Consider the following 13,579-nt stretch of genomic DNA (forward strand, 5'->3'; position numbering starts at 1 on the left):
CTTCCGATGTGCATCAAGCCGGTGAAGTCCTTTTCCTCTTCCGATGTGGATCAAGCCGGTGAAGTCCTTTTCCTCCCTACTGGCCTTTAGGGTCACCAACGTCGACGAGTTCCGTCAGGCGTTGGGCAAGATCCGCGAAGGGATCGGCTGGGTCGGTGACCCGTTCGATGCGCTCCTTGCCCGGGTCGAGCTCCCACCCGAGATCGCCGGTGTCGGTGGCAGCTTCTGCGTGGCAGAAGAGGCTGCGGCGGGGCGGCAGGTGACGGTGGAGGGGTTCCGCTACCGTGGCGAAGTCGTCGTCTACGGGGTGGTCGACTCGGTGCGGGCAGCCACCTGCCCGAGTTTCCTTCGCTATCAGTACCCTTCGTCGCTACCCGATTCCGTCTGCATCCGTCTGGCGCATATCACGCGCCGTGTCGTCGAGGCTATCGGACTCGAGCGGATGACGTTCAACGTCGAGTTCTTCTGGGACACAGTCACAGACACGGTCATGTTGCTGGAGATCAATCCGCGGCACTCACAGTCGCATGCGACGCTGTTCGAGGACGTGGACGGGGCCGCCAACCATCAAGTGGCGTTGCGGCTGGCGCTCGACAGAGACCCCGAACACCCGAGTGGCAAAGGTTCTTTCGCAGTAGCGGGCAAGTTCTTTCTTCGTCGCTACACCGACGGCATCGTCCGTCGAAGTCCACGCCGGGACGAAATCGACGCGATCGAGGCAGTGGTGCCCGGGACCTTGATCGATATTGCCGTCCATGCGGGGGACCGGCTGTCGGACCTGCGCGGGCAGGACAGTTACAGCTTCGAATTAGGCCGCGTCTACATCGGGGCGTCCAACGAGGTGGCGTTGACCCGCAAATTCGCACGTGTTGAAGCGGCGTTGCCCTTCGAGTTCGAGGCGGTCGGCTGATGCGCACGGTGACCGTGTTTCCGTCCATCGTCCGTGAGGACCGGCACGTCTGGATCCCGATGCGCGACGGAGTCCGGCTGGCCGCGCGCATCTGGCGTCCCGAGCGGTCCGACACGGCGCCGGTTCCGGCGATCCTGGAGATGATTCCGTACCGACAGGGTGACCTCACGGCTCGGCGGGACTCGATCCACCATCCCTACCTCGCCGGGCACGGCTATGCCGGGGTGCGGGTGGACTTGCGGGGCAGCGGGAACTCGGAAGGGATTCTCACCGGTGAATATCTGGAACAGGAACTGACCGACGCCGAGGATGTGCTGGCGTGGCTTGCCGAGCAACCGTGGTGCACGGGTCGGTGCGGGATGATGGGCATCTCCTGGGGTGGGTTCAATGCGCTGCAGGTGGCGGCCCGCCGCCCACCCGAACTCGACGCGATCGTGACAGTGAGTTCCACCGATGACCGCTACACCGATGATGTGCACTACATGGGCGGATGYCTCCTTTCGGACAACCTGTCGTGGGCGTCGACGATGTTCGCGTACAACTCGTGTCCACCGGACCCGGCCGTGGTGGGGGACCGGTGGCGGCAGATGTGGCACCAGCGGCTGACCGGGAGTGGGCTGTGGATCGAGGACTGGCTGCGTCACCAGCGGCGCGACGACTTCTGGCGGCACGGTTCGATTTGTGAAGACTATTCTGCGGTGACCTGTCCGGTCCTCGCGGTCAGTGGGTGGGCCGACGGCTACACCAACTCCGTGTTCCGGCTGCTCGCCCACCTCGACGGACCGCGCAAGGGGCTGATCGGACCCTGGTCGCACAAGTATCCGCATCTGGGAGAGCCGGGTCCCGCGATCGGTTTCCTCCAAGAAGTGGTTCGCTGGTGGGATCACTGGCTCAAGGATGTCCCCAACGACGTCATGGACGAGCCGATGCTGCGGATCTGGATGCAGGAGACCGTTCCGCCACTCACCGCATACGAGGATCGACCCGGCCGTTGGGTGGGCGAGCCGAGCTGGCCCTCACCCGACATCCACTGCAGCGAACATCCCCTCGAACGCAACCGTGTGGGCAATCCAGGGGAGAAGGTAGGGGTCGAGGAACTCGCGATCGAATCACCACTGTCGGTCGGCCAGTTCGCCGGAAAATGGTGCTCATACAACGCCCCTCCAGACCTGCCCTACGATCAGCGCGAGGAGGACGGTGGCTCACTGGTTTTCGACACCGACGAGTTCACCGACCGCTACGAAATTCTCGGCTCTCCCACAGTCGAGCTCGAGCTCGCCGCGAGCAAGCAGGTCGCGATGGTTGCAGCGCGCCTCTCGGACGTCGCACCCGACGGCCGAGCAACCCGCATCAGCTACGGCCTACTGAACCTGACCCACCGAAAGAGCCACGAGGACCCCGAACCGCTAGTGTCCTGAGTCTTTAATTCTGGCGCAGTAGTGTGCGATGGAGTCGAGGATCTGGTCGGCGGTCTTGATCCAGACGTAAGGTCTGGGGTTGTCGTTCCAGGTCTCGATCCATGCTCGGATGTCTTTGTTGAGCTGTTGGACCGAGGTATGTGTGGAGCGTTGGAGCTTCTTGGTGGTCAGTTCGGCGAACCAGCGTTCGACGAGGTTCATCCATGATGAGCTGGTCGGTGTGAAGTGGCTGACGAAGCGCGGGTGCGCGAGGAGCCATCGTTTGACCGCGGGAGTCTTGTGGGTCGATGCATTGTCCATCACGAGGTGGACATCGAGATCGTCGGGAACCTGAGCGTCGATCTTGCGGAGAAATGCGATGAATTCTTGTGCGCGGTGGCGTGAATGGAGTGATCCGATCACCTTCCCCGAGGCGATGTCGAGAGCGGCGTACAGGCTCGAGGTGCCGTTGCGGACGTAGTCGTGACTGGCGCGTTGCGGGGTGGTGGGAAGCATCGGGAATATCGGTTGGGTCCGGTCCAGTGCTTGGATCTGAGTCTTCTCGTCGACGCAGAGCACCAGAGCCCGCTCGGGCGGGTTCATGTACAGGCCGACGACGTCACGGACCTTCTCCGTGAACAGTGGATCCTTCGACAGTTTCCATGAGTCCTGTTTGTGTGGGGCCAAACCGAACGCGCGCCACACCCTCGAGACCGTCGATTGCGAGATATCGAGATGCTCTGCCATCGATCGTGTGGACCAGTGTGTGGCGTTCTTCGGTGTCGTTTCGAGGGTCGAGGTAATCAGATCCTTGATCTTGTCGTCGTCGATCGTCCGGGGACGGCCGGGGCGTGGTTCGTCGAGCAACCCGTCGCATCGGTCCTCGACGAACCTGTCGCGCCACCGCCGCACCGTGCCTCGGTTCAACCCCAGCCTCTGCGCCACTTCGGTATTCGATCCACCATCGGCAGCAGCGAGGATGATTCGCGACCGTACCGCCAAACCTGCAGCGGTCTTGCGTCGCCGCGACCACCCCTCGAGTTCTGCGCGTTCGGTCTCGGTCAGCACAATGTCCGTCGGTCGCGGACCGCGAGTTGCCATGACCAATCTTAACAACCGATGGCTTATTTATGACTCAGGACACTAGTTCCTGGAGACCATTACACGGTCAGTGTGCAACTCAACGCCATGGCACAGGCCCTGCCAGCAGGGCATCGCCTCCGGGTTGCCCTCTCGACTTCCTACTGGCCACTGGTATGGCCGCCGCCGGAGCCGGTGCGGCTGTCGGTATTCACCGGCTCGAGCAGACTCGTCCTGCCCCTCCGCCCGACCATCAATCGCGATGAATTGCCGTTGCGTCCGTTCGACGATCCGGAAGGGGCTCAACYGATCCCGATGACGCAACTCGTGCCCGGTGAAGAGCACTGGACCGTCTCACGGGACCTGGTGCGCTATATCTCCGCTCTCGAGGTCGTCAAGGACCTCGGCGTCATCCGTTTCGACAACAGCGGACTCGAGGTCGCGCGACGGGCGTACGAGCGCTACAGCTGGGTTGGTGACGACTTCGGGTCGGTTCGCGGTGAAACGGAGTGGACGGTCACCTTCGAGCGGGAAGACTGGAAAGCGTCGACGACCACCCGCACCGTACTGACGTCCACCGCGGAAAACTTCCGCATCCAAGCCGAGCTACGCGCGTATGAGGGCGGCCAGTGCGTCGCCACCCACGAATGGGACCGCACGRTACCCCGTGACCTCGTGTGAGCAATGCGGCATGTCATCTCAGAAGGCAGCAAACTCTGAATATGATGCTCCGGAACGGTAATCGGCCTGGTCCGCGTCCACCTGATCCCGGATGGCCAACGGTGTGTTATCCGAATTCCTGGGTTCCCTTCGTGACCCTCCACACGACAGCAGGATCCGGCGCATTCTCGGCCATGAAACGCGCTTGCGACATGCACGCTCATGGAGTGCCTGCCCGGCCCATCGACGGAGCACAATCGACCGCGTCCCGGCTCTGATCAGCAGCCTGGCGTCGGATGCCGCTGCTCGCCTTGTCATCGGCATCATGAACGTCCGACCAGAACCTGCCCACCTCAACGCTGTTGTCAATCAGAATCTTTCACCGCGAAATCGGGATGTGTCCCTCGCCGGGTCACGCCCGCGTGGTCTGTTCCAGGTCGATCACGATCTTACCGAGCACGTGCCCGGACTCCATCGCGCGCAGGGCTTGCGGCGCTTCATCGAAGGGGTAGGTCTGCAAGATCTTGGGGTCGACCTTGCCCTCGGCGACCAGGCGGGCGATGCTGGGAACCCCTGCGGTGCCCGATACCAGGAAGGTGCCACCGAGTTCGTCGACACCGGGATCGACGATGGAGACGATGCGGGCAGGGTTGGTGATCAAAATGGCGACCTGCCGCAGGGGTCCGCCGCCGACAAGGTCCAGGATGGCATCGACACCACCGGGGAGCAGTTCCCGCATCTGCTTGACGACGTCGCCACTGTCGTACGGCACCAGCGTCGCTCCGAGGCTCTCCACCAGCGGCCGCTTGGCCGCGCTCCCGACACCGAAGACCGCGGCACCACGGTCCCGCGCCAGCTGTGCCCCGATCACGCCGACCCCGCCACCGATGCCGTTGATCAGCAGCGTCTGGCCCTCGACGATGTCGAGTCGCTCCAGCACCTCCCAGGCGGTCCCGCCAGCCACCGGAAGCGCCGCCGCCTGCAAGAAACTCAGCTGCGGGGGCTTGTGCGCGGTCGCCTCGGCGAGCAGCACCGCGTGCTCGGCGTAGCTACCGTGCTCCGGTGCGGACCTGCCCATCACCGCGTCGCCCTCGGAGAACCCGGTGACGTCGGATCCGACCGCCACCACGACACCCGACGCTTCGACACCGAGAACCAGGGGGAAGGCCGGGGTGGCTTGCGGGTCGGCCATCGCTCCGCTGCGGATCTTGTAGTCGATCGGATTGACCCCGATGGCCTTGACCCGGATCACCAGCTCGCTGGGACCCGGGGCCGGCTCCGGCCGGTCGAACCAGGTCTCGGTCTCGGGACCGCCGTAGGAGGTGTAGCCGTAGGCCCTGCTCATCCTGGTGTCCTCCCCAACGTTGCGGCACGTATCCGTTCCCATCCTGCCTCGCCAGCCCTGCGGCCGCAGGCCGATCGCGAAGGCCGGAAATGTGCGTTCGTGGTCCGGGGTGCGCACGGCCACGACGGCCCAGGGACCACCGAGTTGGATGCGCAAGGTCATCGCCAATTCTTGGGCGACGAGCGACGGCGTGGGGGCTACGGCAGCCGCACACTCCTCGAGAGGGTGGCGGGGTGTACGGGTGGGCCGTCGGGGTACTCGAGTCCGCGACCCGGAATCCGACGAAAGGCAGGGGACGTGACCGAAAAACCGGACACCACGCAGGCACCGCGACCACTGGCCCTCGTCACCGGCGCTTCGCACGGCATCGGTCTGGAACCGGCGAAGCTGTTCGTGCAGGACGGGTACGACCTCGTCGTGGTGGCGGACTCCGACGCACTCGACTCCGCGGTCGCTGACCTCGCCTGCACGGGAGCGACGATCATTCCCGTGCGCGCCGACCTGAAGACCGAGGAGTGCGTGACCACGGTGTACGCGGCCGTCGGGGAGGACGGCAGGCCTCTGGCCGCGGCGGTTCTCAATGCCGGTGTGGGACGCGGTGGTTCATTCGTCGATACCCGCTCGCCGACACGCTCGCCGTCGTCCACCTCGACGTCCGCTCCACCGTGCACCTGGCCAAATTGGTTTTCGACGACATGACGCGACGGGGCACGGGCAAGGTGCTCGTCACCTCGTCGGTGGCGTCGACGATGCCCGGCCCCTACCAGGCGGTCTACAACGCCTCGAAGTCCTTCGTGGAGTCGTTCAGCGAGGCGTTGCACAGCGAACTGACGGGCACCGGAGCGTCACCATCACCGCGCTGATGCCCGGGCCGACGGACACCCACTTCTTCGCGCGGGCGAGATTGGGCGACACGGCGCTGGGGCAGGGCCCGAAGGATGATCCCGCCGCGGTCGCGAAGCAGGGGTACGACGCGATGTGGCGGGGCGAGCGGAAGGTGGTCGCCAGTTCCGTGCTGTCGAAGGTGATGGCTACGCTCGGCGCCGCCACGCCGGACGCGGTCGAGGCGGCCGCACACAAGGTCCTCGCCAAACCGGGATCGGGACGGTAGCTCGGCCGCACCACCGCCACGGTGAGCGCCGACAGTCGAATATGCTCCGGGGCAACAAAATAACCCAACTCTGATGTGCAGATTGGTGGGCGAGGGTGGTCCGTTATGTCGAGCGGTTCTGCGGTGCCTGTTTCCAAGGTGCGGCGTTGCTGGATGGCGCCGGTGCCGCGGGCGAGGACCGCTGGTGGGCCTGGTGCGCCCGGTGGTAGTCGCTGGTGCGACCCAGGGCGGGGCGAAGGTGGTCGAGCAGGCGCAGGATCGGGTCGGTGGCGGGGACCAGATGCCCGGAGACCGGGTCGATACCGTGCCCGTCGATTCCGTCGCGGGCGGCGCGCCAGTACGCCGCGTGCGTATCCACTGGGCTGGGGGTGTAGCCCCGGAGGAGCGCGGTGGGCGGTGACGACAGACCTTGGATCAGGGTCGCCACTACCGCGGCGTCGTCGTCGGTCGCGGGCACGTCGGCGATTCGGGCTTCGATGGCAGCGGCACGAAATTTCTGTAGTGCTGACTGTAGACTGCCTCCAGTCATCGGCATAATATTGACCGCAGATCGGCGGAGACGACCCCTCCGGGGGCCGCCCCGACAAGACACCGACGGGAGCGGAACTCTTCCAGATGCGGGTTCCGTACCCGGAACCCGCATCTGACGAATGAGACTGTTCATCCGTAGGCGCGGGGTCTCGAGTCGAGAGGCAGGTGTTGCGTAACTCACGAGACCTGAAAGCTGTGCATCGAATGTCGGGGTACCGGCGGCCGCTGACACCGTGGTGAACGCGGGGGGGACCCCGGTACCGCAGGCGCAGTCCCGCCCCGACCATGAAGAAGCAGYGAGGTATTCGTGGACGAGAACCCTGACCGTAAAACATCGAGGAACGAACTCGACAATGACGACTATCCGGCGTTCAGCATGGGCCGCGCCGTCGACACCCTCGGTGTCACCGCCGCCTTTCTCCGCAGTCTCGACGACATGGGTTTGGTGGTGGCGCAACGTTCTCCGGGTGGGCATCGCCGGTATTCGCGGAACCAACTCCGCCTCGTCTCCCGCGTACGCGAGCTGGTCAGTAACGGCACCGCCGTGGAAGCCGCGTGCCGCATCGTCTCGCTCGAAGAACAACTCGCCGACGCGCGGCGCGATCTGCGGGATCGGACCGCCGACGACCGTTCCTGACGGCGATGCAGGATCAGGGATTTCGAGTACAGCCAACCGGCGGGCGCCGTTACCGCGCTTTCAATTGGTTAGTCATGAGCACAATGCCTGAAAGAGGTATGTGAGATGGCGTCTGAAAGAGGTATGTGAGATGGCCGCCGAGCTAGTTGGTGACATGTCGGCGACCAATGCATTGGACGTCGTCATCGAGGGGGTGGCAGCACTGCGGGGTGAGGCGGCGACGCAGAATCTCGAGACGGTGCTGGGTCGGCTCGCGAAAACCGCCCTTGTGGCGGTTGCCGATGCGGATGCGGTCAGCGTCACGCAACTCGAAGACGGGGTTCCGCGCACCGTTGCCTCGACCGACGACGCAGTAATCGCCCTCGACGAATGCCAGTACGCCGCTGGGCGGGGCCCGGGCCTGCAGGCCGCGACGTCATTGCGTCCGGTCCGAGTGGCGGGCGCAGATCGCGACCGGTTTCCCGAATTCACCATCGCCGCAGAGAACGCCGGAATTCGGGCGTGTCTGTCGGTACCGGTTCTGCTCGATGATCGAGATCCCGGCGATGTAGTGGGAGCGTTCAACGTCTACAGCTACCGTGTCGAGGCATTCGACCCGTTCGACGAGCGATTGCTGCGGTTGTAGACTACCGCAGCGTCGGCCGCGATCGGCAATGCGCGGGGTTGGCAGCATGCCAGCACGCACGCCGAACAACTCGCGACTGCGTTGGTCTCGCGGGCGGAGATCGATCAAGCCAAGGGTGTGCTGATGGCCGTTCACGGGTTCACCAGCGATCAGGCGTTTCGGCATCTCAAGCAGATTTCCCAGCGCACGAACACCAAACTCAACCAAGTTGCCCGCAAGTTCATGCAGGACTGCACCACTGATCGCCTGTCGAAGCGCGAACCGGGCGGTGAAGCAGCGGGGGATTCCGTGTAGATCCCGGGTGGGAGATCAACCAGGCAGGCCTGTTCCGGCCTCGCCGGTTCGATCGTTACCGCTCCCGCGGTTCGGGAGCGGCGGCATCCTCACCGATCCAGTGGACGAGCGTGGGGACCGGAAAGGCCTCCGGGGTTCGGCATTCAAGGTGCAGCAGGTCGGCGATGAGTTCGTCCGTTCGGTCGCCGATACGCTCGGGCTGAGGGTGTGACCCGACTCCGAGTCCGGTGATGATCAGGATGCGGTCGATGCGCTGGCCCTCGATGCCCAATGACCAACCGAAATGGTGATTCCAAGCGACCAGGATGCGGCGTCCGCTGTAGTACCGGAACTGCTTCGGTAGCACCACCAGTGCGTCGAACGTGACCGTGTCCCATCGGCGCATCGTTTCGGTGTTCAGTGCGACCGCGACCGCGACCACGTACGCACTGATGTCCGAGGGGTCGGCGGCGCCGGCGCGATGCTTCATCGAAGAACTCTTTCTCTTTCGCGGAACACCCGACCACCGTGGTGATGTCGATGATGCTCCATTGGGCCTGGTCAGCGCGCAAAGAGCGGGGCGATCCCGCCGGTGTGGATGGGTGTGTCGGACCGGTCAAATGTGGGGGATTCGATCTGCCGGTGCGACCGGCAAAATCCGCAACCGCGGCTTTGCGCTGTCGCGCTTGGGATGGTCACAGTCAGGAGGCGACCACCACCGGGTCGCCGCCCCTCCAGCACGCACACCACCGAGTTCGTGGTGCCGAGATCGATCCCGACCGCCCGTGCCACAACTCCCTCCTTACACCCCGGGCGCACCCTCGGCGCACCGCCGAAACCCTCCCGTTGACAGTTCAATTTTCTCTCCGTACAACAACCAGCGTCAAGAAAATATGCCGCAATTGCAGGATGTTTTCTCCTGCCGCAGAAGGACCTACGACGGTGCTGGCTACCGCCCCGCGCAACGCGTGGGTGGGGTCAACCCAAGGCCGGCATTGCGGTAGCCGCCCAGGCAGCCACTCCCCGCCTCGCACCGCCGAGGGCGAGATTTTCTCTCCCAGATGCACGAGGTTTGTGGCAGAATGTAATCGCTCGGACAGGCGCGGGCGGTGGACGCCCGCACATATGGTCGGGGGTGGTGACGATGACAGATGAAACACTGGTGGCGCTGAAGAACTACGAATACCTGATCCTCGAGCACGGCTGCGAGAACGTCAGCCTGGTCTGGCATACCGACTCGCTGGTGTTCGGCGAGGCCGGCTGCGCCGACATCGACATGCTCGCCCAACCCGGTTTCACCCCGGCCACCGAGTGCTTCGCCCGCCGCGAGGACACCTGAGACGGCCGCGGAGCGGAACCGCGGGCGGACCGGCACCCGCCATCCCCGCGATCGGATGCGATCCCCAGCAGCGAGGAGGTCGATGACGATGACAACTTCACCCCGCATCACCACCGCACACGACGAGATCCGCCGGTGGATTCAGGCCCATCACGGCGCACCGGCACGCGATGCGACGGGTGCTCTGCGGATCGACTTCCTCGGTGTCACATCCGGACTCGAGCACCTGTCCTGGAACGAGTGGTTCACCGCCTTCGACGAGCAGGGCCTGGCCCTGTGCTATCCGCACCCCCATATTCGCGGCGGAACCAGCGCCTGGTGCGAACTGGTGCCCCGCGCACGGACCGGTGCCGGTTCGGCGAGAGATGAGCACCTGGCACAGTCACTATCTCGGCCCGGGACCGAACGGAGCTGAGGTGGTGGCGCGACAGCTGTCACAGCAATCTCCGGCGCACATCGCCTGCTGCGGCACACATACGGTGAGCGAGCAGACTCGCCGCCCGTAACCGGTCATGCCCGCGTTGACGAGTGTCCCGGCACGCCGGTGCCGAAACGGTGTGCCGGGTGCGTTAGTGGTGTTCGCGTTCGTCGGCGCGGTGGGTGCGGGTGGGGCCGGCCCGCAGGCGGGGATTCTGCCCGGAGGCTGACCGCCGTCGGGGCCTTCCGGGCTGCGCCGCATCACTCGCGGACCGGTCCTCGTCAGCGTCGACCTCGGGGGCACGGGAGGCACCAGTGTGGTCTGTACTGGTCACGGGATCCTGCTCGGCGCGCAGTTGCGCGTTGTCGGCTTGCAGGCGGCGGTTGTGGCGTTCGAGTTCGTCCGTGCGGTGCTCGAGGTCGAGAACCCGGCCGATACCGACGAGGTTGACGCCGGCCTCGATGAGTTCGGCGATGCGCCGAAGCCGGGCCAGGTCGTAGTCGCTGTAGCGGCGGGTGCCGCCGTCGGTGCGGCCCGGGGTGATCAGCCCGTAGTCCTCGTACAGGCGCAGCGCCGCGACCCCGAACCCGGACAGCTCTGCGGCTACCGAAATGCCGTAAACACCGCGCAGCGACGGTGATTCGGAGTCGTACCGCTCGGATTTTTCGGGCACTTTTGCTCCGATCGGGAATTTTCTCGCACAACCTCTTGTCATGGTCTACGACAGATGCTATACCAAACCTACAGCATCTGCTGGAGTTTACCTGGTGGAATGAAGAGGGTTTCAGGAGGTGGACACGATGTTGATGCGTACGGATCCGTTCCGCGACCTCGACCGTCTGACGCAGCAGTTCCTCGGCACCGCGGCCCGTCCGGCGGTGATGCCGATGGACGCCTGGCGCGAACAGGACCGGTTTGTGGTGGAGTTCGATCTACCCGGTGTCAATGCCGACTCGCTGGATCTGGACGTCGACAAGAATACTCTGACGGTGCGCGCCGAACGGTCCGCGCTCGACGAGAACCGAGAGATGGTTGTAGCCGAGCGTCCGCGCGGGGTGTTCAGCCGGCAGTTGTTCCTGGGGGAGAACCTCGATGCGGACAAGATCGAGGCGAATTACGACGCCGGGGTGCTGCGGTTGACGATTCCGGTCGCCGAGAAGGCCAAGCCCCGCAAGATCGAAATCAGTAGTGGGCATTCGGAGAAGAAGGCGGTCAACGCCTGAGGCACGGTCGACAGGGAGACCGTCGACGCTCGACCGAGGTGACAAGCTCGGGAGGGGGTGAATTGTCGATGACATTGGCGAACATGGTCACCGAGTTGAACGCCACCGTAATTCCGGAGCGCAGCGAACGCCAAGTGGTGTGGCCGTGGCACGAGCTCGACTACGCAGTGCTCGAGGCCGATTCGGATCACATCCTCGCCGACGCGCTGACGCCGCAGGCCGTGGTCCTGCTCGCTCGGTTGGCGACTACGCCGGCCGGTCCGCCGCGGCCATCCCCTCCCGCTTCGATGGGGTGGACGGTGTCGGCTCCTCCGGTCCCGGAGATCCAGGCCACACAGCGTTCGCCACCGACACCCGGAAAGGCCCTCCGCAAGAGTATGTTTCGTATGTGATGCAATTCGGAAAAGGGGTGATGAATCAGACGAGTGCACCAGCTCACGGGGTTCGACCGCTGCCGCCTCCTTCACCTGTCAATCCTTCGCGCGCGGCGCGCCGAACCCCGGGCACGCCGCCCGGTGCCGCCGATCAACGAAAAGACCACACGACGGCGCCGACCGCGTACCCGACAACAATCCGTGGTGGTTGTGTCGGATGGACCGGGGCGCACGGCCATCAGTGGCGGACGGGGTCTTCGTCGGCCGTTCCGGGCGGGGAGTGCCCGCCCCAGACATCTGGAGAATCAGGAAAAGCGCGGGCGGACCTTCCTGCGGTTCGGGCCCGCCCCGTCCTGGTGGTTCCGGCACCCCGAACGCCCGGAACCACCTTTCTCCTGCGCATCACACGAAAGGGGTGAGGTGATGGCCACCGCGCGGGATCCATATCGGGTGCTGGGCCTTTCCTCGTCGGCGTCCCAGGCTGACATCGCCAGTGCCTTCCGGCGGTTGCTGCGTGAACACCACCCCGACACCCGCACCCACCACCAAACCCCCGACCCGGCGGCGGACGAACGCCTCCAGCGCATCCTTTCCGCCTACGCTCTGCTGCGCGACCCCGCACACCGCGCCGCCCACGACCGGGCAGTCACCGACCGCGCAGCGGCCGAACCCGGTGTCCGGCCTCCCCGATCGCCGCGGGCTCCGACCCAGCCTGCCACCCCGGTCCACATCCCGGTCGTCGTGCGCGGTACCCCGCCGCGGCGCCCACCCGCGGCCGGGTTGTGGGTGAGTCCGGTGCGATGGCACCACTGACAGGTGCACTTATCCGGCTGAGGCCCGGTCGAACGCCAGACTGGATACACCTTTCCCGGTGGAGCACATTTTCTCCCGAATTGCAGCCCGAACCGCCCGAGCGGCCGGTATGAATCAGCGATTCTCGCAGCATGTTTGGTGGCTCGACCGAGTCCCGCGGGATGCGGAGGGCGGTGGTTTGGACCCGGTGGCGGCGCGGCGGGACAAACCGCGCCGGCCACCCCGGTGGTGCCTTCGCGACGGGCGTCCGTTCGACCGTCTCGAGCGGAAGGCGAAGAGAATTGTGCCGGCGACATCGCCGTCGAGCGAATCCTCGGCCAGTACGAAAGGGCGGCCAGTCCACGGCGGCCGGTGCGCGGAGATCAACCAGAACCCAGTTTTCTCACTCCCGGTACGTTCGTGAGTGAACGTGCGCGGTCGCCGCTCCGCCCCCGCGGGTGGAGAGGTGGCCCGTCGACATGAAACCTTGCATCTCCGAATATCTGTAGTGAAGACTGTAGACATTGCGATGTCGCCGTTGTAGAGTTCCTCTTGTCGCAAGGAAAGAGTTCACGAGGTGCGGGAGAGGATGAACTGCCCGCAGAGAAGTACCGCTAGACCAGGATGTGCTGGGTGAGGGTTGATGTGAGTGTGTAAGGCCCCGGCACATCCGGCGGCTGCCGGGCGGCACGAAGAGCCCGACGGCCGGAAGAAGTGCAGTAAACAAGGAAGTGAATCCCGCTCCGGCCCCCGGTGCCTCACGGCGCCGGGGGCCCTGTCCGTTGAAAGGTGTCACCCCCATTCAGGAAGATTCGCCCGACCGTGACCCTGCCGGGAAGTTCGACGACGAGGACTACCCGGCCT

Annotated in this window: 16 protein-coding genes and 3 pseudogenes; 13 read left to right on the plus strand and 6 right to left on the minus strand. The window is 65.0% G+C overall.

All coding sequences use genetic code 11. The annotated features are described in order from the left end of the window. Positions 1–43: 43 nt before the first annotated feature. Positions 44–910 (plus strand): ATP-grasp domain-containing protein, encoded by an 867-nt coding sequence (locus tag AC1D1G_RS30960; protein WP_477955026.1) that lies wholly within the window; start codon positions 44–46, stop codon positions 908–910. Next, positions 910–2,328 (plus strand): CocE/NonD family hydrolase, encoded by a 1,419-nt coding sequence (locus tag AC1D1G_RS30965; RefSeq protein WP_477955027.1) that lies wholly within the window; start codon positions 910–912, stop codon positions 2,326–2,328. The genes AC1D1G_RS30960 and AC1D1G_RS30965 overlap by 1 nt, the downstream gene beginning before the upstream one ends. Here the strand turns inward: AC1D1G_RS30965 and AC1D1G_RS30970 are convergent. Next, a complete protein-coding gene (locus tag AC1D1G_RS30970; RefSeq protein WP_477955028.1) occupies positions 2,317–3,408 on the minus strand; it encodes an IS630 family transposase in 1,092 nt (363 codons plus the stop codon). The genes AC1D1G_RS30965 and AC1D1G_RS30970 overlap by 12 nt on opposite strands. Before the next feature lie 54 nt (positions 3,409–3,462). Here AC1D1G_RS30970 and AC1D1G_RS30975 point away from each other — a divergent pair. Together AC1D1G_RS30975 and AC1D1G_RS30980 are read left to right on the plus strand one after the other, a co-directional pair. Continuing rightward, positions 3,463–3,588, plus strand: a pseudogene (locus AC1D1G_RS30975) (CocE/NonD family hydrolase C-terminal non-catalytic domain-containing protein); the annotation flags it as partial. A 114-nt stretch (positions 3,589–3,702) separates the two neighbouring features. Next, positions 3,703–4,068: a hypothetical protein gene (locus AC1D1G_RS30980; protein WP_477955029.1), complete on the plus strand. Its 366-nt coding sequence runs from the start codon at positions 3,703–3,705 to the stop codon at positions 4,066–4,068. A gap of 391 nt (positions 4,069–4,459) precedes the next feature. Here the strand turns inward: AC1D1G_RS30980 and AC1D1G_RS30985 are convergent, their stop codons facing one another. After that, positions 4,460–5,554: an NADP-dependent oxidoreductase gene (locus tag AC1D1G_RS30985; protein ID WP_477955031.1), complete on the minus strand. Its 1,095-nt coding sequence runs from the start codon at positions 5,552–5,554 to the stop codon at positions 4,460–4,462. A gap of 135 nt (positions 5,555–5,689) precedes the next feature. Between AC1D1G_RS30985 and AC1D1G_RS30990 the strand changes: the two are divergent. Next, positions 5,690–6,503 (plus strand): annotated as a pseudogene (locus AC1D1G_RS30990) (SDR family NAD(P)-dependent oxidoreductase). 103 nt (positions 6,504–6,606) lie between these two features. On the opposite strand, the gene AC1D1G_RS30995 reads toward AC1D1G_RS30990, so the two are convergent. Next, a complete protein-coding gene (locus AC1D1G_RS30995) occupies positions 6,607–6,960 on the minus strand; it encodes a hypothetical protein (RefSeq protein ID WP_477955032.1) in 354 nt (117 codons plus the stop codon). A gap of 381 nt (positions 6,961–7,341) precedes the next feature. Between AC1D1G_RS30995 and AC1D1G_RS31000 the strand changes: the two genes are divergently transcribed. From AC1D1G_RS31000 to AC1D1G_RS31010, 3 genes are all read left to right on the plus strand, one after another. After that, positions 7,342–7,671: a helix-turn-helix domain-containing protein gene (locus tag AC1D1G_RS31000; protein WP_477955034.1), complete on the plus strand. Its 330-nt coding sequence runs from the start codon at positions 7,342–7,344 to the stop codon at positions 7,669–7,671. 130 nt (positions 7,672–7,801) lie between these two features. After that, entirely contained in the window at positions 7,802–8,296 is a 495-nt protein-coding gene (locus AC1D1G_RS31005; RefSeq protein WP_477955035.1) for a GAF domain-containing protein, read from the plus strand. Positions 8,297–8,317: 21 nt separating this feature from the next. Then, positions 8,318–8,590, plus strand: coding sequence for an ANTAR domain-containing protein (locus AC1D1G_RS31010; RefSeq protein WP_477955043.1), 273 nt, complete (start codon positions 8,318–8,320; stop codon positions 8,588–8,590). A 55-nt stretch (positions 8,591–8,645) separates the two neighbouring features. On the opposite strand, the gene AC1D1G_RS31015 is transcribed toward AC1D1G_RS31010, so the two are convergent. Further along, positions 8,646–9,059, minus strand: coding sequence for a DUF6292 family protein (locus tag AC1D1G_RS31015; RefSeq protein WP_477955036.1), 414 nt, complete (start codon positions 9,057–9,059; stop codon positions 8,646–8,648). Between the two features lie 214 nt (positions 9,060–9,273). Continuing rightward, positions 9,274–9,361 (minus strand): annotated as a pseudogene (locus AC1D1G_RS31020) (Hsp70 family protein); the annotation flags it as partial. Between the two features lie 352 nt (positions 9,362–9,713). On the opposite strand from AC1D1G_RS31020, the gene AC1D1G_RS31025 reads away from it, so the two are divergent. Both AC1D1G_RS31025 and AC1D1G_RS31030 read left to right on the plus strand, forming a co-directional pair. Then, a complete protein-coding gene (locus tag AC1D1G_RS31025; RefSeq protein ID WP_283331766.1) occupies positions 9,714–9,908 on the plus strand; it encodes a hypothetical protein in 195 nt (64 codons plus the stop codon). Between the two features lie 88 nt (positions 9,909–9,996). Further along, positions 9,997–10,323, plus strand: a complete 327-nt coding sequence (locus tag AC1D1G_RS31030) for a hypothetical protein (RefSeq protein ID WP_317567408.1) — start codon at positions 9,997–9,999, stop codon at positions 10,321–10,323. 154 nt (positions 10,324–10,477) lie between these two features. Here AC1D1G_RS31030 and AC1D1G_RS31035 read toward each other — a convergent pair whose 3' ends face one another. After that, entirely contained in the window at positions 10,478–10,999 is a 522-nt protein-coding gene (locus AC1D1G_RS31035) for a MerR family transcriptional regulator (RefSeq protein WP_477955038.1), read from the minus strand. Positions 11,000–11,126: 127 nt separating this feature from the next. Here AC1D1G_RS31035 and AC1D1G_RS31040 point away from each other — a divergent pair, with 127 nt between their 5' ends. The 3 genes from AC1D1G_RS31040 (at position 11,127) to AC1D1G_RS31050 (ending at position 12,736) form a co-directional block, all read left to right on the plus strand. Further along, positions 11,127–11,549 (plus strand): Hsp20/alpha crystallin family protein, encoded by a 423-nt coding sequence (locus tag AC1D1G_RS31040; protein WP_477955040.1) that lies wholly within the window; start codon positions 11,127–11,129, stop codon positions 11,547–11,549. 68 nt (positions 11,550–11,617) lie between these two features. Then, on the plus strand, positions 11,618–11,941 hold the full coding sequence (locus AC1D1G_RS31045) for a hypothetical protein (protein WP_477955041.1): 324 nt from the start codon (positions 11,618–11,620) through the stop codon (positions 11,939–11,941). Between the two features lie 405 nt (positions 11,942–12,346). Beyond that, positions 12,347–12,736 carry a J domain-containing protein gene (locus AC1D1G_RS31050; RefSeq protein WP_477955042.1) on the plus strand — a complete coding sequence of 130 codons (390 nt, stop codon included), beginning with the start codon at positions 12,347–12,349 and terminating at the stop codon, positions 12,734–12,736. The last annotated feature ends 843 nt before the right edge of the window (positions 12,737–13,579 follow it).

This window comes from Rhodococcus sp. P3_B8 (assembly GCF_056402775.1).